The following is an 18,204-nucleotide window of genomic DNA, read 5'->3' on the forward strand; positions in this document are numbered from 1 at the left end:
CGCACTCTTCCACAAGGCGTTGTAAGTCTGCGGGAACTTTTCCTCACGATGATTCGACCACTCCACCGGTGCCCTGTGTGGGCTAGGCAGTCAAAGGAGATGTGCAGTGGATTTGGTCACCATGCTCGGGATGCCGGGGGAAGCCCTCCGGATGACACGAGACGACTGGCGGGCATCGCTTACCGATGTGGTGCGCGAAACCTTCGCAGTGCACTTCGAAGGCAACGGCTTCTACCGTGCCCAGTGCGATGCCGTCGGCCTCACCCCGAGTGATATTCGTGACGGCGCTGACCTGCACCGCATCCCCCTGCTTCCGGTCAGCATGTTCAAACAGGCTGGCGCACATGTGCTCATGACCTGCGGGCTCGAGGATGTCGAGATCGAGATCCGGTCGACGGGGACCAGCGGTGTCCCGTCGGTCGCGCGGCGTGATTCGACGACGGTGACCAGGGCATCGGTCGGAATTTTCGGTGGATACCGCGACTTCTTCGGCATCTCCCAGGGCGCCGGGCTGTTCCTGTGCCCCTCCACCGCCGAGGTGCCCGAGATGGGCATGGTGAAGATCTTCAATCTCCTCACCGGGATGCTCGATGACCACCGGTACGTCGTGCGCGAGTACTCCTTCGATCCCGAAGAGGCCCTGGCGCAGCTGCGGAGCTGGGAGGGACGGATGACCCGCCACCTCATCGGTCCGCCGTTCATCATTGCCAGGTTCCTGAAATACCTGGAACTGGAGGATATTCCACTCAGGCTTGACCCCGACTCGCTGATCATCATGCTGGGCGGCTGGAAGCAGTACACCGGCAATTCGATCAGCCGCGACGACTTCAACGAGAAGGCACAGCGCGTACTGGGAATCGACCGCACCCGCATCCGCGACATGTACGGGATGATCGAGTCGAACATGCTCGCCATCGAGTGCGAGCATCAGCGCAAGCATGTGCCGCCGTGGTGCTACATCTCCATCCGGGACGTCACCGACGCCTCCGTCGAACTGCAGCCCGGAAAGACCGGCGGGATAGCGATCCTCGATGCACTGAACACCGCGTATCCCGGCTTTCTGCTTTCCGACGACATCGGTGAGGTGGACGAGAGCGACTGCCCCTGCGGCCGCACCGGCCAGACCGTCAAGTTCCGGCGGCGGCGCCAGGGTGCCGAACTGGGCTGCTGCGCCGTGAGTATCGAAAAGTACATCGACTCACAAGAAGTCGTCGCCGAGTGCGAGCTGGTTTCCGCTGGGGTGACGGAAGCGGTGGGCGCCTAGTGCCCCGGTTCAGCCCCACCGTGGTCGACCACTTCACCAACCCTCGTAACTCGGGCCGCCTGGCACATGCCGATGTCACCGCCTTCATCGGAAATCCGGTGTGTGGGGACCAGATTTTGTTGAGTGCTCAGGTTCGTGATGACGCCGTCAGTGAGATCGGTTTCGAGGCCTACGGGTGTTCGGCGTCGTTGGCCGTGGCGTCCATTCTCACCGAGCGTCTCAGTGGGATGCCGGTGGGAGACATCGCGGCGATCGAAGCGACTCAGGTCACCGAATGGTCGGGTGGCCTCTCGCCCGAACAGCAGCACGTCGCGGCGCTCGGCGCCGACGTCGCGCAACGCCTAGCCAACAACTACCGCAACGGAATTCACGAAGATGTCAGCACCATCCCCGGTTCTTAGCCCGCCCACACTGGTTGCCCCTGCCGAGATATATCTGGACTACGCCGCCACCGCGCCGTTGCATCCACGCGCGGCGCAAGCCGTCCTGAACGGGCACCGGCTGCTGGGTAATCCGTCCAGCCGCCACAGTGCCGGACGTGACGCCGCGGATGCCCTCACCGATGCGAGGAAGACCGTCGCGCAGATGCTCGGAGCGGATGCCGATGAGGTGGTGCTCACTTCTGGCGGAAGCGAGGCGAACACCCTTGCCTTATGGGGAACCTTCGCAGCCGTGGGTTTTCAGGGCCATTTGGTGACGTCATCCATCGAGCACCCGGCCGTTCTCGCGAACGCTCACGCACTGCGGGATCTGGGCGTGGAGGTGACCTTCGTGGATCCAGCACCGACTGGACACCTCGATTCCATGGATGTGGCCCGCGCGCTGCGCCCCGATACCGAGTTGGTGTCGGTGATGCACGCCAACAACGAGACCGGTGCGATCCAGCCGGTCCGGGAGATCGCCGATATCGCCTCGCAATCGGGTACCGCGTTCCACACCGACGCGGTGCATACCGCGGGCAAATTGGACCTGACAGGCGTTGGTGCGACCATGATCTCGGTGTCTGCGCATAAGTTCGGCGGGCCACGCGGAATGGGTGCGCTGTTTGTCCGCGGTGGGCATCGGCTGTTGCCGGTGATGCGGGGAGGACCACAGGAGAACCGGCTGCGTGCGGGCACCGAGAATGTGCCCGGCGCCCTCGGCATGGCCGCCGCGGCCGAAGTGTGTCTGCGCACCGTGGCGATGGGCTACCGGCTGGGTGTGCGGGACCGGCGTGAGCAGCTGATCGAGGGGCTGCGTGCGGTGGGCGGCGTGCATCTGAACGTGAGCGAACCGGTCTTGGAGGAGACGGTGAGTCTGCGATTCGACGGAATCCGGGCCGATACCCTCGCCGACGATCTCGACATGCATGGCATCTACGTATCCACCGGATCGGCATGCCATGCCGGCGAAGACACCGTTTCTCATGTGCTGCAGGCGATGCGACTGACCGAGGACCAGGCACGCGGGACCGTTCGGTTCTCTCTGGGCCCGAGTGTGTCACCGGCAGATGTGGACAGGGTTGTCGAAGTCACCGCGCGTGCGGTGCGAAGGCTGCGCGCCATGGCAGGCGGGATGGTCCGATGATCGTCGCCGTCAAGAACCTTGTGGCCGAGCGAGCCCGATTCGTGCTGTCGGTGATCGGGGTGGCCGTCGCGGTGATCCTGGTATTGGTGATGTCGGGAATCTTCGTCGGCACCACCAATCAGGTGACCACCTACATCGATCACTCCAAGGGAGCGGTCTGGGTGGTTCAGCCGGGTGTGTCGCAGATGTTCCGGGCAGTGTCGTGGCTGCCCGGTGACGGCAAGGACCGGCTACTTAAGGTGCCCGGTGTGCAGTCGGCGGAGCCAATCCTTGGTCTGCCATCAGATTTCGTGCACAACGGTGGGCACACCGCGTACTTCGTCGTCGGATACGACACCGCCACCGGAGTGGGCGGCCCGTGGTCGCTGTCCGAAGGACGCAATGTCGCCGGTTCCGGGGAGGTGGTGTTGGACCGGGTGCTGGCGAAGAAGAACAAGATTCATGTCGGGGACACCGTCCAGCTTGTGGACGGCGACTTTACGGTTGTGGGGCTGTCCAATCAGACTGCCGCCGTAGGAAATTTCTACGCGTTCATCTCCCTGCCGGATGCCGCGCACTTACTACGGGCCGGAAATCGGGTGTCCTACTTCCTCGTTCAGCCCGCAGAGGGGGTCACCGATGACCAGGTGGCGGATTCGGTGAGAAAGACGGTGCCAGGAATGGATGCGCTGACGTCGGAGACCTTCGCCGCGAACAGCCGTGCCATTGTGATCTCGATGATCGGGCGACCGCTCAAGACGATGATTGGGATCGCCGCACTGGTCGGGGTTGCGCTGGTGGGCTTGACCGTGCTGGCTGTCACCACCGAGCAGATGAGTGATTTCGGGGTGCTGCGGGCATTGGGCGTTCGCCCAGGACAGTTGTGCCGCATCGTGATTACTCAAGCTGCGCTGATCGCCGGGCTCGGATATCTGTTGGGTGCCGGGATCACCTACGGAGTGCAGTTCCTGGTGAAGGACCGACTGGGAGATGTCACGGTGCAAGTGACTCCCATCATGCTCGCCGCGATGGCCGCAGCCACCGGTGTGATGGCGGTCATCGGATCACTCATACCGGTCCGACGGGTAACACGGATTGATCCCGCTCAGGCGTTCCGGAGGTGAGTGCAATGACCAGTTCTGAAAAACCGAATGTTTCGCATGAGCCGGTTCTGCAGCTCAAGGGCATCGAGCACAAGTACGGAACCGGCGATGCGGCCGTGCATGCACTGCGGGGCCTGGACCTGACGGTCAACCCCGGTGAGGTCGTGCTGGTTGTCGGCCCCTCGGGCGGCGGTAAGACCACCGCACTTTTGGTCATGGGGTTGCTGCTGACCCCGGCGGCGGGTGTGGTCAGGATCGGCGGCCAGAACGTGGGTGACCTGAGCGAGCGTGAGCGCGCCCGAATCCGATTGGAAAAACTGGGATTCCTGTTCCAGGAGTACAACCTCCTGAATGCGTTGACGAGTGCGGAGAACGTGGCGCTGCCGTTGCGTTACGCCGGGGTGGGCAAGGCGGCGGCCGCGTCACGTGCCCGGGAACTTCTGGCGGAGCTCGGGCTGGCGCATCGGAACGATCACCGTCCCCCCGCGCTCTCAGGCGGGGAGAAGCAACGCGTCGCTGCCGCGCGGGCGCTGGCCGCGCGTCCGGGTCTGGTCCTGGCTGACGAACCAACCGCGAACCTGGATTCGGCCACCGGAAAGAAGGTGGCCGAGCAGCTTGCCGATGCGGCCAAGAGCCAAGGGGCGGCGGTGGTGATCGTGACTCACGACCTGCGCCTGACGGATATCGCGGATCGTGTGCTGCATCTTGAAGACGGTGTGCTGCTGGAGAAAGAGGACCAATGACCGAAACCCTGGCGCTTCCCGAAGATGCGGAAATCATCGGCGCGCTGCGAGAGGCACTGACCAAGCTGCTCCCCGAGGAAGATCTGGCTCAGGTCGATCTCGATGCCGTGGGTGCCGAAACTGCGCTGCTGAGCCTTCCCATCGACTCGGTGGTACTGATGGCGCTGATGAACGAGTTGGAAGACCGGTTCACGGTGTTCATCCCGGAAGAAGAAGCGTTTGCGTTCACTGTGGTGGGTGATGTGGGCACGTTCATCCGTCAGCGCCTGCGCGATAAGGCGAAACGCCGCGAACAGGCATGAGCGATCATGCGATTCGCGAGCACATGACGGTCAACGCCCCGGCCATGGCCGCGGGTGCGATCGACTATCCCGCGCTGCTTCGCTCAGATCTTGAGCAGATCGACTTCTATGATTCGCGAAGTCATCTGCATACGCTTTCGGGGAAAGATCTGGTGAACGCCATCCGGATTCGTGCCGCGGCGCTGGCGGAAGGTGGCCTGCGGCGCGGTGACCGTGTGGCCATGATCGCGGCGAGTGATGAAGAGTACCTGGCCACACTGCTGGCGGTGCTGTTGTTGGGCGCGGTACCGTGCGCGGTCGCGCCGCCGCCGACACCTTCGCGACCGGAATCGGCGGGAGTGGCGCACGTGCGTGCGGCGCTCGAGGTATTGAATCCGGTCATGGTCATTGCGCAACCGCGGGTGGCCGTGGCTGTTGCGCATCCGAACGTGCTGGCGTACGGCGACCTTGTCGATGCGGATCCTATTGATTGGCAATTGCTTTCGTCAGCTGCTCCCGGGGATGCCCATCACATCCAGCTCACCTCAGGTTCCACGTCCGCACCAAAGGCAGTGCTGCTGACCCATGGCAACGTGGTCCATAATTCATGCGCAATCGCCTACGGTACAAGAGCATTGCGTGGCCAAGATCGGGTATTCAGCTGGCTGCCCCTCTATCACGATATGGGCTTCATCCAAGTGCTGGCCGCACTTCTCTACGGTCTTCGGGTGGGGGTGATGACCCCGATGGGATTCTTGCGCGATCCGACGTCATGGATACGGCACATGTCCCACCACGGATCGACCCACACCGCAGGTCCACCGTTCGCGTATCGGGCCGTGTCGGATGCGATCGGACGTGGCGGCGTGCCCGCCGACGTGGACTTGTCCGCACTGCGTCACGCCTACGTGGGTGCCGAGCCCATTCCGTACGCGGTGCTGCGTGAGGTCACCGAACGACTTGCTCCGCTGGGAATGCGGTCAGATGCCTTGGTGCCGTGCTACGGCATGGCGGAAACCGTGCTTGCGACAAGTATTGCACTGCAACCTTATTCGTCAGAAGGAACGTCATTCGGCAGAGTGCGCGGCGAGCGGAATCCGGAGGACGATCAGCTCGTGGTGTCGTGCGGGCGCGCGGTCGCCGGCCTGCGGCTGCAAATCCTTTCGCCCGAAGGAGAATTGCTTCCCGACGGGGCCGTCGGCGATGTTCAGGTGAGTGGGCCGTCGGTGATGTTGGGCTACTTGAGCCCCGGCGGTGGGGTGGTCGCGCCCGAGGGTGGATGGCACGACACCGGAGACCGCGGCTTCCTCGCCGGGGGTGAGCTGTTCGTCGTGGGCCGTGGCAAAGAGATGCTCATCGTGCGGGGACGCAACTTCCCGCCCTATGACGTGGAGCGGGAGATCGACGGTTTATCCGGCGCGGGAGGGGTTTCCGTGGTGTTTTCCCTGCACGATGAGCAGCGTGCCCGCGAATCGGTGATCGCCGTCGTGGGAACCCGGGCGGCGGCCGACGAGTACGACGAGCTGCGGGCACGTATCACCGGCGGTGTCCGTGCCGCTTTCGGGTTCTCCCTCGATGAGGTTGTGGTGGTGCCGGCCCGCACGATCCCGCTGACCACCAGCGGCAAGCGCCAGCGGCTCAAGGTGCGTGAGGCGTATCGGACGGCGCAGCTGGTACCGACTGGAGGTTGACGTGCCACAAATGTGTGACGCCCTGGTGATTGGCGCGGGCCAATCGGGCCTGGCAGCCGGGAAAGCATTGATCGACAGGGGCTTACGCCCGATCCTTTTGGAGGCAGGTAAGGAGCCGGGAGGCGCGTGGAAGCACTACTACGACAGCCTCGCCCTGTTCAGTCCGGCGCGGTACTCCGGCATGGTGGGTATGCCGTTCCCCGGCGATCCCGATCGTTATCCGGTGCGAGACGAGGTCATCGCGTATCTGCGTGACTACGCGATGCGGCTTGATGCCGAGATTCGGTCGGATTGCCGCGTGGTGCGAGTCGGCGCGGATGTACACGGCTACTCGGTACTGACTGATGATGGTGACGTACTCGTGTCGCCGATCTTGATCGCGGCTACCGGTACGTACGGAAACCCATATATTCCCCCGGTTTCCGGGGCCGAATCATTCTCGGGACGTCAGTTACACGCAGGACAGTATCGAGCGGCGGCACCGTTCGCCGGTGAGCGCGTGGTGGTGGTGGGAGCGGGAAACTCGGCAGTGCAGATCGCGGTGGAACTTGCAGATACGGCGGCGGTCACGCTGGCTACCCGCGGTCGCCCACGCTTGGTACCGCGACGTCCACTGGGGCTTGATATGCATTTCTGGTATGCCAGAACGGGTTTAGATACTGCCCCTGTCGGGTCTTGGCTACCCCGTCGGCCCAACGCGCCGGTGTTCGATGACGGCCGGTATCGGGCGGCGATCGGTGCGAGATGCCCCGATCGCCGAAAGATGTTCATACGCATCGACGATGATGCGGTGGTCTGGGCCGACGGCGCCGTCGAATCTGTCGACACGATCGTATGGGCGACGGGATATCGGCCGGACGTCGGCTATCTGGCAGGCTTGGGCGTGCTCGACACCAAAGGTCTTCCGCGCCATCGGAACGGGATAGCGATCTCTCGCCAGGGTTTGGGATACGTCGGGCTGGAGTGGCAGCGATCGCTGTCCTCAGCGACACTGCGAGGAGTCGGGCGAGACGCCGTCTTCGTCGTCGACCGCTTGCTGCGTCAACAGTCCCGACGCTATCCGTCCACACCGAATAGCTTGGCGCCATTGCGGTAGAGGACGTCCCGCATCCAGTCCTCGTCGATGCCCGGCATGGACTGCATTGCGGTAATGGCCTCGGCATATCCGTAGGGGATGTTGGGGAAGTCGCTGCCGAAGTAGATCTTGTGGCCCAGATCGACAAGCCGGGGGTAGTCGGCGGGTGGGAAGGGCGCCTTCTCGTTGGAGAAGGCGGTGAAGGCCATGGTGGTATCGAGCCGAACTTCGTCGTACTGCTCGGCGAGATCGAGGAAATCGCTGTACTCGGGCATTCCCATGTGGGCGACGATCAGGCGCAAGCGAGGGAATTGTGTGAGAAGGGCCCTGATTCGATCGGGGCCGGTGAACTCACCCGGTGCTGGACCCGACCCGCAATGGATCACCACGGGAACGCCGGCGTCCTCGATGAGACCCCATGCCGGAACAAGCAGAGGATCGGTGGGGGAGAAGGCCCCCACTTGAATGTGGACCTTGAATACGCCCGCGCCCGCCTCGATGGCGTCGCGCACGTAGTCGGCGGCCTCGGGCTCGGGGAACAGGGTGGCGGTGTGGATGCAGTCTGGTGTCTGTTCCGCGAACTGGCCGGCCCACTGGTTCAACCAGGCCGCCATCTGAGGTTTGTGCGGATAGACCAACGAGGTGAAGCGCAGTACTCCGAACTCGCGCAACGTCGCGACCCGCTGGGACTCCTCGGCGCGGTAGGTGATGGGCCAGGGGCGCCCAACCAGCGGGCCGGCCGAGTCGAAGTACGCCCACACCTTGTCCATGACGGATTTCGGCATGAAGTGGGTGTGCACGTCCACGATGCCGGGAATTTCCAGCTGCTGCCAGATCTGTCTGACGGGCGTCGGGTCGAAGGCTGAAACGTGCATGCGCCTATCTATATCAATCGATCGACGCCGGTGGACCAGGCCCGACGAAATATACCCCCTAGGGGTACTTGCCAACCCGGATTGCCCGCTGCTACGTTCAGTCTGGTCAGATACCCCCAAGGGGTATAGAAAGGAATGGACAAATGACAGCGACGGAAACCCACGATTGGAACCTGAAGGGTGACTGGTTCGATGTGTGCAGTTGCAAGCTGCCGTGCCCGTGCAGCTTCGCGCAGGAACCCACCCACGGTGACTGCCTGTTCACCCTGGTGTGGCATGTCAGCGAGGGGCATTGGGGCGATGTGGATTTGACCGGCTTGGGTGTGATCGCCCAGGGAGAGTTTCAGGGGAACATGTGGGTCGGCGATCCGGACGCGACCATGAAGCTGATGTTCTACATCGACGAGGATGCCGACGCCCGGCAGCGCATCGCGCTTGAACGCATCTTCACCGGCAAGGAAGGCGGCTGGCCGGCCGAGTTCGCGAGTCTCATCGAGGAGCTGCGCGGTATCGAATACGTTCCGATCAACTTCGACAAGGCTGACGATCTCGCCAGCTGGAGTGCGCAGATTCCGGGCAAGGTGGATCTGCACGTCGAGGCGTTGACGGGTCCGACCGCCGATCCCAGTCGGCGGGTCACCACCGCGAACGCACCGGGTGCGGAAGTTGGACCGGGTCAGGTCGCGACCTGGGGTGTAGTCAAGAAAGACCACTCCGTCGGGTTCGAATGGTCACATGAGCACCGCGGCGGATCCAGTAAACACTTCCCGTTCGACTGGCGCCCCGACGGCTCGACCCCCCAGGTCAGCGAGGAATTGGCCGAAGCCCAGGAGGGCGGCTGCTGCTGTTCACACTGAGCGAAGCCGGACCGCACCCGATATCGGATTTCGGGTGCGGTCTATGGCCGCCACACCATCATGGTGCGCGCGTTGGTGAATCCGCAGCGTCGATACAGCGGTACCGAGAGATCTGACGGCGTGAGAACAACTTTGGCGTAGTCCCGATGCACGGCTTCATCGAGCACCATGTGAACGAGTGCTCTTCCTATGCCTTGACTGCGGGCGGCGGGAAGAACGTACAAGTGCCCCAGATACCCCCAGTTTGCCGCAGCTTGCGGATTGGGGCTCGGCATCCGCTCATGTTGGGTAAGACACACCATTCCGGCGACGAGCCCCTTGTTGCGGGCAACCCAGACAGTGCGCGACCGCATCCAAGATGCAACTTGAGAAACGAATTCTGTTGAGGGATGCAGTGAAAGAGCGTTATCCGCAACGCTCTCCTGGGCCCACTGCCAACGTAGCTCAGCGACGTCAACCGGCTCGCCCAATCCGATCGCCGCCCGTGTCATGAACTCATCGTCGTCGACAGGCCCACGAGTCGGCGAATCAGCAGCACGCGAAGGCCCCACCGATGCGGGCGGGCCACTGTTCCGGCGATGGAGCGTTCGAGGTTGTCAAGAAGCTGTTCGACGACCGCGTTGTGCGCGGGAACCACAATGGCGCTGAGCTTGATCCAGTCGGCAGGGCTGCATTCCAGATCCAGCGTGTGACGCACCAGCATTCCGGCCCGACGGGGTATTGCCTCCAATACATGCCGGCCGTCGATGACGCTCCCATGCACATTGTCGAAGGTGAATTCGGCAAGCCGGCCGGGTACATGTGCGGTGCACGTGTACCGGACTTTCCCATGCCCGCCACTGGATCCCGTGGCGAGGGGTCGATCCAGAATCATTGGGCTCCAGTCGATTCCCGGCCAGAATCGGTCCCCAGGTGATCCGAGGGTTGTGAACAAGGGCGTGACGTCGTCGGGGGTCGCTCCGGGAAAAAGCCGTTCGTGGACGTTTCTGACGCGCCAACTGCGGACATCACTGCGACCGGTCCATCGGACCCATGAGCGATGCAACGGAATCATGCTCTCAGTGAATCAGCAGGCCTGACGTCACGCGTCACACCCCCCGGGAATGAAGTTGGGGCTGTGAGGTCTTCAATGGATACGTGAACATCGACCTGACCGGTAAGACAGCGCTAGTAACGGGATCCACGCAGGGCATCGGACTGGAGATCGTCCGGCAGCTCGCAGCCAGCGGCGCACGTGCCGTCGTGAACGGGCGCTCTCAAGAGCGTGTCGACGCGGCCGTCGCCGAGGTCGGGCTGCAGCACGGGAGCGTCATCGGCGTGGCCGCCGACGTTTCCACCGCTGAGGGCGTTGACCTGCTCCGCGAGCAACTCCCCGAGGTGGACATTCTGGTCAACAACCTGGGCATCTTCGGCGCCATACCGGCACGCGAGATCACCGATGAGCAGTGGCGGAACTACTTCGAAGTGAATGTGTTGTCCGCGGTACGTCTCATTCGGGCGTATTTGCCCGGGATGATCGAGGCAGCCTGGGGTCGCATCATCCAGATCGCCAGTGATTCGGCGATCGTCATTCCGCAGGAAATGATCCACTACGGCGTCTCCAAGACGGCGCTGCTGGGAGTGACGCGTGGATTCGCGAAGGACGCAGCGGGCTCGGGTGTCACGGTCAACTCGGTGATCGCTGGGCCCACACACACCGCGGGCGTGGAGGACTTCGTGTATCAGCTCGTCGACAAGTCGCTGCCGTGGGATGAGGCACAGCGTGAATTCATGAAGAAGCATCGGCCGCAATCGCTGCTGCAGCGTTTGATCGAGCCGGTGGAGATTGCCAATCTTGTGGTCTATCTCAGTTCTCCACAGGCGTCTGCGACCACCGGCGCTGCGGTTCGTGCCGATGGCGGCTACGTCGACTCGATTCTGCCCTAGCCAGTCGGGCTTGCATCACAAAGAAGGGCCGCTTCCGTAGGCTGATCCGGAAGCGGCCCTTGGTCTTTGCGTCTTAGTTGATGCCACCGATGTACTGGCCGCTGGGCGGTGGGGTGAAGCGCATCTGCGGACCAGAGTTGTTCATCGCGTACTGCCCGGTGCCCAGCCGAGCATGATCCCGGTTACCGCCCCCACTGCCGCTGTTACCCGCGCCGGCGACGACATTGGAGGTCGGGCTGCTGGTCAGTTCGATGGCGGCGTAGGTCGGCACCAGGATCGCCAGACCGATACCGGCCGCGGCGACAACCCGGCCAACATTGGTGGATATTGCCTGCGAGGTGGCGGCGATGGCGATCATTTTCTCTGCGCTCCAATGCTTTTGAAGATCCTCTTGCGATGCTTCTAACAACATGGGCGCTATCTGTTGCCATCCTGAAGTGCCTGTGATAACTCAGTCAGCCCGAAGCGGAATAAACCCGTCGGCCGGACCGTTGGGCATTGCAAGACAGTCGAATACGCCAACGCCGACCCTGGCTCGGTCGTGTGACCGGGCGGGTCCGCGTTGGCGTATTGATGGGTCAGTTGTACGAGGGGCACGAGATGTCGACGTACACCGTCGAGAAGGCGGTGGCCCCGCGCAGCCCCTCGATTCCGGTCACCACACATTCAGACAACGGCGCTGTCGGAATTCCATTCAGCTGGACCGTGTAGCCCTGCGCCTGCAATTTGTCCACGGTGTCCGATGCCGACGAGCCGCCGCCGCCGGCTGCGGACGCCTGCGCGCTGAAGGTGAATGAGGCGACGGCCATGGCGCCGAGCGCGGCCAATGCCACCAGGAACGAAACTGCCGACCGGATGGCCGATCGAGTGAGGGAGGCGATGGGGGTGTTCATGGCAGTTTCCTTTGTCGTGAGGTAATGCAATTAAGTGCTAACGCTTGAGGCAACTTCTATCCATTAGTGAGTATTTCTCTCTGCACTGTTAGATAGACCACATGGTTACAGGTGGCGCTATCCATTAGGAGAGTTAGAGTCGGGGGATGGATACGAGCACGTCGGGCACGATCGCCGCCGTATTGGGTGAGCCGCTTCCCGTCGAACTGATGAACACCATTCGAGGTGGTCGGGGGGATGTCCGGGATGCCCTGGACACCGACGAGGCTGTGTACGAATGGCTCGAGGTGATGGCGGATCGAATCCTGGCCGAATCGGGGGCGCACACCATTGCCTTCTCGCTGGAGGACGCGCGATTGGTTGCCGATGATCTGAGGGCACTGCGTGACGCGCTGCGGAGTCTGGCCGCCGAAATCACCGAGGATCCGCGGCCTTCGACATCCGCTATGACACACGCCCAGGCGGTGGCGACGATCAACATGCTCGCGAGTGCCCGCGCCGAGTTGGTGTGGCCCGTCGATGGAGAGCCGATCCGGGCGGCGACGGTACGTGGGTCGCAGGCGCGGCTGGCCGTGGGGCTGATCGCGCGGCAGTCGATCGACTTCTTGGGCGGCCCAACGCGCCACCAGTTGCGTGCCTGCCTAGGCCCGCACTGCGTGCTGTTCTTCGTCAAGGAGCACCCCAGGCGGGAATGGTGCACGCCGAAATGCGGCAACCGGGCGCGGGTCAAGCGACACTATGACCGCCAAACCGCCGCCGGGTCCTGACGGTCAGCCGTTCTCGGGGACCGCGCGCCGCTTCTCTAGGTACACCTTGGCGGCCGTGGCCGCTGCGGGCAGGGTCGACAAGATGGCGATGATCAGGATGATGATGTCCAGGTGTTCGCCGACGAAGGCGATGTTGCCCAGGAAGTAGCCGATCATCGTCAGGCCGATACCCCACGCGGCGCTGCCAATGGCGTTGTACAGCAGGAATATTGGATAACGCATGCCCGACATACCCGCGATCACGGGGGTGAAGGTCCGCACCACGCCGATGAACTGTGCAACCAGAAGCGTCTTGGGTCCGTGTTTGTCGAAGAACTCGCGGGAGGCGGTCAGATAGCGCTGTTTGAAGAAGCGCGCGTCTTCCTTCTTGAACAGCGCCGGACCGAGTCGACGTCCGATGAAGTACCCGCACTGGCTGCCCAGCAGTGCGGCCACCGCGGCACACGGTGCCAACACCTGGATCGCGACGGGGGAGTTGGGCTGAGCGGCAATCAGTCCCGCGGAGAACAGCAGGGTGTCTCCGGGTAGGAACGGGAAGAGCAGGCCGGTCTCGATGAAGACGATGACCATGACACCGGCCAGCACGGCGCCACCGAACAGACCGCCCTCGCCCAGCCAGTACATCGGATCCATGACGTCCGCGGGCGCCAGACCCATGTCCATGGCTGGAAGCTAGCTACGGAACATTGCTGGACAGGAAACAACACGAGAACCCCACCTGGCGAAGTGCCCGTCACGGCATTTTGAGTGCCCACTCACCACCGGCTACCGGACCGCCGGTGGTGATAGCAGCGCGCGCACCTCCTCATCGGATACCTGGTGAAAGTCTTGATAGGCGTCGCCCACTGCCTGAAATCGGGACGGGCACGAGGCGACGACGAAATCGTCCACCAGGGAACCGAATCGGCGGAACGCCGAGCGCGGGGCCACCGGAACCGCCGCCACCACTCGTGCCGGTGATGCTCTCCTGATGGTCAACAACGCCACGCGCATGGTCGCGCCGGTAGCGATCCCGTCATCGACGAGAATTACTGTCTTGTCTTTGATTTCGGTGCCGTGGTGGGTCAGGTACATCCGTTCGCGGCGGGCCAGTTCGCGCCATTCGCGGGCGGTGACGTCGCGGAGTTGTTCCGGGGTGATGTCCATGGTGCGCACGATGTCGTCGTCGACGACCACTTCGCCTCCGCTGGCAATGGCCCCCATCGCGTACTCTTCGTGTCCCGGTACCCCGAGCTTGCGTACGACCAGCACCCCAAGCGGGACTCTCAGGGCTGTTGCGATCTCTCGCCCGACGGGTATTCCGCCACGCGGCAATGCGAGGACTACAACGTCTTGCGTCTTGTAGGGCGTAAGGATGCCCGCCAGCACGCGGCCGGCGTCCTGGCGATCACTGAACATCCGATGTGTGTGTGACATGGGAACGTTCCTGGCTGGTTGCCTGGATATCTCCATCTTCCGGCTGGGCCAGTGTGCTGACAACCGTTGATCTCTGGACGCCCTCGAACAACTTGGTGCGAATGGTCGACACGGAGTGCGGAAGCCAGACGGCTTGAATGGGAACCAAAGGAGGATTGACGATCTCTATCACCCGCACCTTGCGGTGATAAAGGTCTCCGGGGTCGTCGGTGACGAAGGCGCAGTGATCGGGGTGTGCGAGCACGGCCGTGTGCGGTGGGGTGCCTTGTACCGGATTGACCAGCAAGCGGGGCTCGAAACCGCTTCGGCGGCAGTGTGAAACCAATAGGTCTGTGTAAAACGAATGACGCGGCGGAGCCCAGACCACGATCGGGCACTCGGCGATCTCGGCAATGTTGACACGCTCCTGTGCGGCGAGCGGGTGCGACTGCACGACGGCGATACGCAGTGGTTGGTAGAGCAGAGTGTCGGTGGCCAAGTCGGTAGGCATATCGATCCCGCGGCGTAGCGCCAGGTCAAGTGAGCCATCGAGCAGACCATCGCGCATGGAGCTCGGAAAGACCTGTCGCACGGTGATCGACACCGCGGGGTCGCTGATGACCGCCGGCTCGACGATCCGGTAGACCTCTTCTCCGGAAATGGCGGGCGAATGCCCGATGACAAAGGCCCGCTGTGGATCTGAGAGGTTGCGTGTCGCGTTGGCCAGCACACGTATCCCGGCGAGAAGCGGTTTTGCGCCGGTGTACAGCTCGTGACCGGCGTCGGTCAGCTGCAGGCTGCGTTGCGCACGCGAAAACAGCGCGACACCGAGATCGCGTTCCAGTTGGCGTATTGCCGACGACAACGCCTGCTGGGTGATGAATAGCTGCGCCGCGGCGGCCGCCAGCGTCGGGGCCTCTGCGGCCACCACGAACTGAAACAATCGCCGGGAATCCAGCAAGTCTGCCAGCGAACTACTCTCGGTCATCCCGCTCATCTGCAATGACAACTCCTACTTGTGTTTATACAAGAATAATGTGGTTTGCCCTTGTGCTAGCTAAACCTACGATTTTGTATGGAGATGTGGGTAACCATGGAGCCCACTCGCAAAGGACGACTCCACGCAGGAAAAGGGAGATAATCGAGTGACGGATCATTCACTAAATGGTAAGACAGTACTCATCACAGGTGGTGGCAAGAATCTGGGTGGGCTGATCGCTCGGGATCTCGCCGCCAACGGAGCCGGGGCAGTCGCGATCCACTACAACAGCCCGTCGAGCAAGGATGCCGCGGACGAAACCGTGGCCGCCATCCAGGCGACCGGCGCCAAGGCAGTGGCGTTCCAGGGCGACCTGACCACTGGAGACGCGGTAAGCAAACTCTTCGCGGATACCGTTGCCGCGGTGGGCCGGCCCGATATTGCGATCAACACGGTCGGCAAGGTGATCAAGAAGCCGTTCACCGAAATCACCGAGGAAGAGTACGACTCGGCCAGTGCGGTCAATGCCAAATCGGCGTTCCTGTTCCTCAAGGAGGCGGGGAAACATGTCAACGACAACGGCAAGATCGTCACGCTCGTGACATCACTGCTGGGCGCCTACACCCCCTTCTATGCGGCATACGCGGGAACCAAGGCGCCCGTCGAACACTTCACCCGTGCCGCCTCGAAGGAATATGGGGAGCGCGGTATTTCGGTGACAGCGGTAGGGCCGGGCCCGATGGACACGCCCTTCTTCTACCCCGCCGAGGGAGAAGATGCCGTGGCGTACCACAAGACTGCCGCCGCGCTGTCTCCGTTCTCCAAAACCGGACTCACCGATATCGAGGACATCGCCCCGTTCATCCGGTTCCTGGTCAGCGACGGCTGGTGGATCACCGGGCAGACCATCCTGATCAACGGCGGCTACACCACCAAGTAGTCACTGTTGCGATAGCGACTCCGTCCGGGACGTCGGAGTCGCAGGAACTGGCCGCCGTACGTACTTGGCGAGTAAGACACTCGCCAATGCGACGGCGGCCAGTTCTGTCAGCACACTGATCACCGCATACGGAGCCGGGGTCCAACCGCGTTCGGAGAAGCCGAACAGGCCGACGGTGCGGGACAGCGCGAATGCCGCGAGTGCCCCAGCCGAGCCCAGACCCGCCGCCGCGACCATCCAATCGGGTGCACCCACCACGATCAGGACGGCCATCGCGAAGAAGGCGGCGGCCTGCACCAAGAAGGCGGGGCCGATGGTCGGAATATGTTGGTAACCATGCATATACAGGTATGCGTGAGCATATCCGCTGACGGCTAACGCCATGGCCAGCGCGAGACGATACGTGATGTTCATGTCAGCTTGTCCTCCTTGATGGCAAGGGCCTGGCTGCCCTTCAGGTAGCTCACCTCGCGGATGCCGAGGATGTCGTGCAATTGACCGGCGGGCAGCGTCACCGGCTTGGGGGCCGGGCCATCGCCCGGCTTGGGCAGGGGGTACGCCGTTGTGGTCCCGCTGTAGAAGGTGATGTTTCCTTCGGTCTTGGTAAACAATTGGTGCACATGGCCGTTCAGGCATGTCACCGACGCGAACCGCTTCATATAGCTCAGGGCTTGCGCGGAATCGTCGGTACCCCAGCCCCATTCGGGATACATGGCGAACAGTGGGATGTGGCTGAACACGATGATCGGGGTGTCCGAGGAAAGGGGAGCAAGGTCCCTTTCGATGAACTCCAACTGGTCGTTACCCAGATGCCCGAGCTTCTTCAGGTTGAGGGTGTTGACCAGTCCGATGACATGCACCCCCGCGATGTCGAAGCTGTACCACCCGTCGCCGCGGGTGCCACTGCCGAATACGCTGCGATACTTCTGCCCGGCATCGTCGACCGAATCATGTTCTCCCGGAACCGTGAACACGTGTGGTGTGCTGAGCCCGGACAGCATCTGTTTGACCTGATCGAACTGTGCATCGGTGGCCAAATGCGTGAGATCGCCGGTGTGAATCACGAAATCCGGGGTGTAGCCCAGATTGTTGATCTGGTTGATCGCATCGCCAAACGAATCGACGACGTTCGAGTTGGCCGTCCCATTGAATCCGATATGACTGTCACTGATCTGTGCGAAGCGCAGTGTTGGGCGTGCGGTCGGTGCCGCTTCCGAACCCGCCACATGCGAGATCACCTCCCCGCCGGCCACTGTCAACGCAACGGCGGCACCGAACCAGGCGGTGTGCCGAATCAGCTGGCGTCGGGACATGTGTTGCGGATCTTGTTCGTCGGTCATTGCACTACCACCGTCGCCTTCATGAATGGGTGAATCCCGCAGACGTACTTGTAGGTGCCGGCCTTGGTGAACTGGTAGGAGAACGTGCCCTGTGCGTCCATCCCGGGTGAGCGGAACGCGCCGTCCTCGGACACCACGTTGTGGGGCTCCTCGTCTTTGTTGGTCCAGGTGACGGTGGTGCCCGCGGGCACGGTCAACGTGGGGGGATTGAAGGCGAAGTTCTCGATGTTGACCGCGGGTCCCGTCGGGGCTGGCGCTGAGGGAGCGCCTGCGGTTGTCGGCATAGAAGTCATGCCCGGCATTCCCGACATGGCGTGACCCCGCATGCCCGGCGTCCCACTGACATCGGAGGCGACCGTGATGGACAGCGGTGCATCCGGTGTCGTGCCGGCACCACTGGAACACGCCGCTAGCGGGATCGCTATCGCCGCGGCGACCGCGGCACAGCGCAACGAAGACAAAGACATGGTGCCCCTTTCCATGAACGAGTCCGCGGTGAGTCGCGGACCACCGCACAGAGATAGGGGCGG

At 62.8% G+C, this 18,204-nt stretch carries 23 protein-coding genes; 12 read left to right on the forward strand and 11 right to left on the reverse strand.

What is annotated here, in order from left to right; genetic code table 11:
• Positions 1-106 precede the first annotated feature (106 nt).
• From BKG76_RS12215 to BKG76_RS12250, 8 genes are read left to right on the forward strand one after another with little or no spacing between them, the layout of a single operon-like run.
• Positions 107-1,264 carry a LuxE/PaaK family acyltransferase gene (locus tag BKG76_RS12215; RefSeq protein WP_070937869.1) on the forward strand — a complete coding sequence of 386 codons (1,158 nt, stop codon included), beginning with the start codon at positions 107-109 and terminating at the stop codon, positions 1,262-1,264.
• Positions 1,264-1,665, forward strand: coding sequence for an iron-sulfur cluster assembly scaffold protein (locus tag BKG76_RS12220; protein WP_070937870.1), 402 nt, complete (start codon positions 1,264-1,266; stop codon positions 1,663-1,665). Before BKG76_RS12215 ends, BKG76_RS12220 begins: the two co-directional genes overlap by 1 nt.
• Positions 1,640-2,830: a cysteine desulfurase family protein gene (locus tag BKG76_RS12225; RefSeq protein ID WP_070937871.1), complete on the forward strand. Its 1,191-nt coding sequence runs from the start codon at positions 1,640-1,642 to the stop codon at positions 2,828-2,830. The genes BKG76_RS12220 and BKG76_RS12225 overlap by 26 nt, the downstream gene beginning before the upstream one ends.
• Complete coding sequence (locus tag BKG76_RS12230) at positions 2,827-3,933, forward strand: ABC transporter permease (RefSeq protein ID WP_070937872.1); 1,107 nt, start codon at positions 2,827-2,829, stop codon at positions 3,931-3,933. Before BKG76_RS12225 ends, BKG76_RS12230 begins: the two co-directional genes overlap by 4 nt.
• 5 nt (positions 3,934-3,938) lie before the next feature.
• On the forward strand, positions 3,939-4,655 hold the full coding sequence (locus BKG76_RS12235; RefSeq protein ID WP_070937873.1) for an ABC transporter ATP-binding protein: 717 nt from the start codon (positions 3,939-3,941) through the stop codon (positions 4,653-4,655).
• A complete protein-coding gene (locus BKG76_RS12240) occupies positions 4,652-4,957 on the forward strand; it encodes an acyl carrier protein (protein WP_070937874.1) in 306 nt (101 codons plus the stop codon). The genes BKG76_RS12235 and BKG76_RS12240 overlap by 4 nt, the downstream gene beginning before the upstream one ends.
• A 23-nt stretch (positions 4,958-4,980) precedes the next feature.
• Complete coding sequence (locus BKG76_RS12245) at positions 4,981-6,627, forward strand: AMP-binding protein (RefSeq protein WP_070939173.1); 1,647 nt, start codon at positions 4,981-4,983, stop codon at positions 6,625-6,627.
• Between the two features lie 10 nt (positions 6,628-6,637).
• A complete protein-coding gene (locus BKG76_RS12250) occupies positions 6,638-7,723 on the forward strand; it encodes a flavin-containing monooxygenase (RefSeq protein ID WP_070937875.1) in 1,086 nt (361 codons plus the stop codon).
• On the opposite strand, the gene BKG76_RS12255 is transcribed toward BKG76_RS12250, so the two are convergent.
• Entirely contained in the window at positions 7,684-8,577 is an 894-nt protein-coding gene (locus BKG76_RS12255) for an amidohydrolase family protein (protein ID WP_070937876.1), read from the reverse strand. The two genes, BKG76_RS12250 and BKG76_RS12255, sit on opposite strands and share 40 nt — an antisense overlap.
• Positions 8,578-8,720: 143 nt before the next feature.
• Between BKG76_RS12255 and BKG76_RS12260 the strand changes: the two genes are divergently transcribed.
• Positions 8,721-9,434: a DUF1326 domain-containing protein gene (locus BKG76_RS12260; RefSeq protein WP_070937877.1), complete on the forward strand. Its 714-nt coding sequence runs from the start codon at positions 8,721-8,723 to the stop codon at positions 9,432-9,434.
• Positions 9,435-9,475: 41 nt separating this feature from the next.
• Here the strand turns inward: BKG76_RS12260 and BKG76_RS12265 are convergent, their stop codons facing one another.
• Positions 9,476-9,787, reverse strand: a complete 312-nt coding sequence (locus tag BKG76_RS12265) for a GNAT family N-acetyltransferase (protein ID WP_236737569.1) — start codon at positions 9,785-9,787, stop codon at positions 9,476-9,478.
• Positions 9,788-9,921: 134 nt separating this feature from the next.
• The gene (locus BKG76_RS12270) at positions 9,922-10,308 is read right to left on the reverse strand and encodes a hypothetical protein (protein ID WP_083338023.1); all 387 of its coding nucleotides are present in this window, start codon (positions 10,306-10,308) and stop codon (positions 9,922-9,924) included.
• Between the two features lie 263 nt (positions 10,309-10,571).
• Between BKG76_RS12270 and BKG76_RS12275 the strand changes: the two genes are divergently transcribed.
• On the forward strand, positions 10,572-11,360 hold the full coding sequence (locus BKG76_RS12275; protein WP_070937879.1) for an SDR family NAD(P)-dependent oxidoreductase: 789 nt from the start codon (positions 10,572-10,574) through the stop codon (positions 11,358-11,360).
• A gap of 73 nt (positions 11,361-11,433) precedes the next feature.
• Here BKG76_RS12275 and BKG76_RS12280 read toward each other — a convergent pair whose 3' ends face one another.
• Positions 11,434-11,718 carry a hypothetical protein gene (locus BKG76_RS12280; protein ID WP_070937880.1) on the reverse strand — a complete coding sequence of 95 codons (285 nt, stop codon included), beginning with the start codon at positions 11,716-11,718 and terminating at the stop codon, positions 11,434-11,436.
• 220 nt (positions 11,719-11,938) lie between these two features.
• Positions 11,939-12,253, reverse strand: coding sequence for a hypothetical protein (locus BKG76_RS12285; RefSeq protein ID WP_070937881.1), 315 nt, complete (start codon positions 12,251-12,253; stop codon positions 11,939-11,941).
• 146 nt (positions 12,254-12,399) lie between these two features.
• On the opposite strand from BKG76_RS12285, the gene BKG76_RS12290 reads away from it, so the two are divergent.
• Positions 12,400-13,020: a CGNR zinc finger domain-containing protein gene (locus BKG76_RS12290; protein WP_070937882.1), complete on the forward strand. Its 621-nt coding sequence runs from the start codon at positions 12,400-12,402 to the stop codon at positions 13,018-13,020.
• Positions 13,021-13,023: 3 nt separating this feature from the next.
• Here the strand turns inward: BKG76_RS12290 and BKG76_RS12295 are convergent, their stop codons facing one another.
• The 3 genes from BKG76_RS12295 to BKG76_RS12305 all read right to left on the reverse strand — a co-directional run bounded on the left by BKG76_RS12295 (position 13,024) and on the right by BKG76_RS12305 (position 15,412).
• A complete protein-coding gene (locus tag BKG76_RS12295; RefSeq protein ID WP_070937883.1) occupies positions 13,024-13,683 on the reverse strand; it encodes a DedA family protein in 660 nt (219 codons plus the stop codon).
• Positions 13,684-13,785: 102 nt separating this feature from the next.
• Positions 13,786-14,418 carry a phosphoribosyltransferase gene (locus BKG76_RS12300; RefSeq protein WP_070937884.1) on the reverse strand — a complete coding sequence of 211 codons (633 nt, stop codon included), beginning with the start codon at positions 14,416-14,418 and terminating at the stop codon, positions 13,786-13,788.
• The gene (locus BKG76_RS12305; RefSeq protein WP_070937885.1) at positions 14,408-15,412 is read right to left on the reverse strand and encodes a LysR family transcriptional regulator; all 1,005 of its coding nucleotides are present in this window, start codon (positions 15,410-15,412) and stop codon (positions 14,408-14,410) included. The genes BKG76_RS12300 and BKG76_RS12305 overlap by 11 nt, the downstream gene beginning before the upstream one ends.
• Positions 15,413-15,560: 148 nt before the next feature.
• Between BKG76_RS12305 and BKG76_RS12310 the strand changes: the two genes are divergently transcribed.
• A complete protein-coding gene (locus tag BKG76_RS12310) occupies positions 15,561-16,334 on the forward strand; it encodes an SDR family oxidoreductase (RefSeq protein ID WP_043080237.1) in 774 nt (257 codons plus the stop codon).
• Here the strand turns inward: BKG76_RS12310 and BKG76_RS12315 are convergent, their stop codons facing one another.
• The 3 genes from BKG76_RS12315 to BKG76_RS25320 are packed head-to-tail and all read right to left on the reverse strand — an operon-like array spanning position 16,335 to position 17,865.
• On the reverse strand, positions 16,335-16,748 hold the full coding sequence (locus BKG76_RS12315) for a hypothetical protein (protein ID WP_070937886.1): 414 nt from the start codon (positions 16,746-16,748) through the stop codon (positions 16,335-16,337).
• Entirely contained in the window at positions 16,745-17,674 is a 930-nt protein-coding gene (locus BKG76_RS12320) for a metallophosphoesterase family protein (RefSeq protein WP_070937887.1), read from the reverse strand. The genes BKG76_RS12315 and BKG76_RS12320 overlap by 4 nt, the downstream gene beginning before the upstream one ends.
• Entirely contained in the window at positions 17,671-17,865 is a 195-nt protein-coding gene (locus BKG76_RS25320; protein ID WP_236737595.1) for a plastocyanin/azurin family copper-binding protein, read from the reverse strand. Before BKG76_RS25320 ends, BKG76_RS12320 begins: the two co-directional genes overlap by 4 nt.
• Between the last annotated feature and the right edge of the window lie 339 nt (positions 17,866-18,204).

Origin of the sequence: Mycobacteroides franklinii (assembly GCF_001853795.1) — a bacterium.
Taxonomy (GTDB): Bacteria; Actinomycetota; Actinomycetes; order Mycobacteriales; family Mycobacteriaceae; genus Mycobacterium; species Mycobacterium franklinii.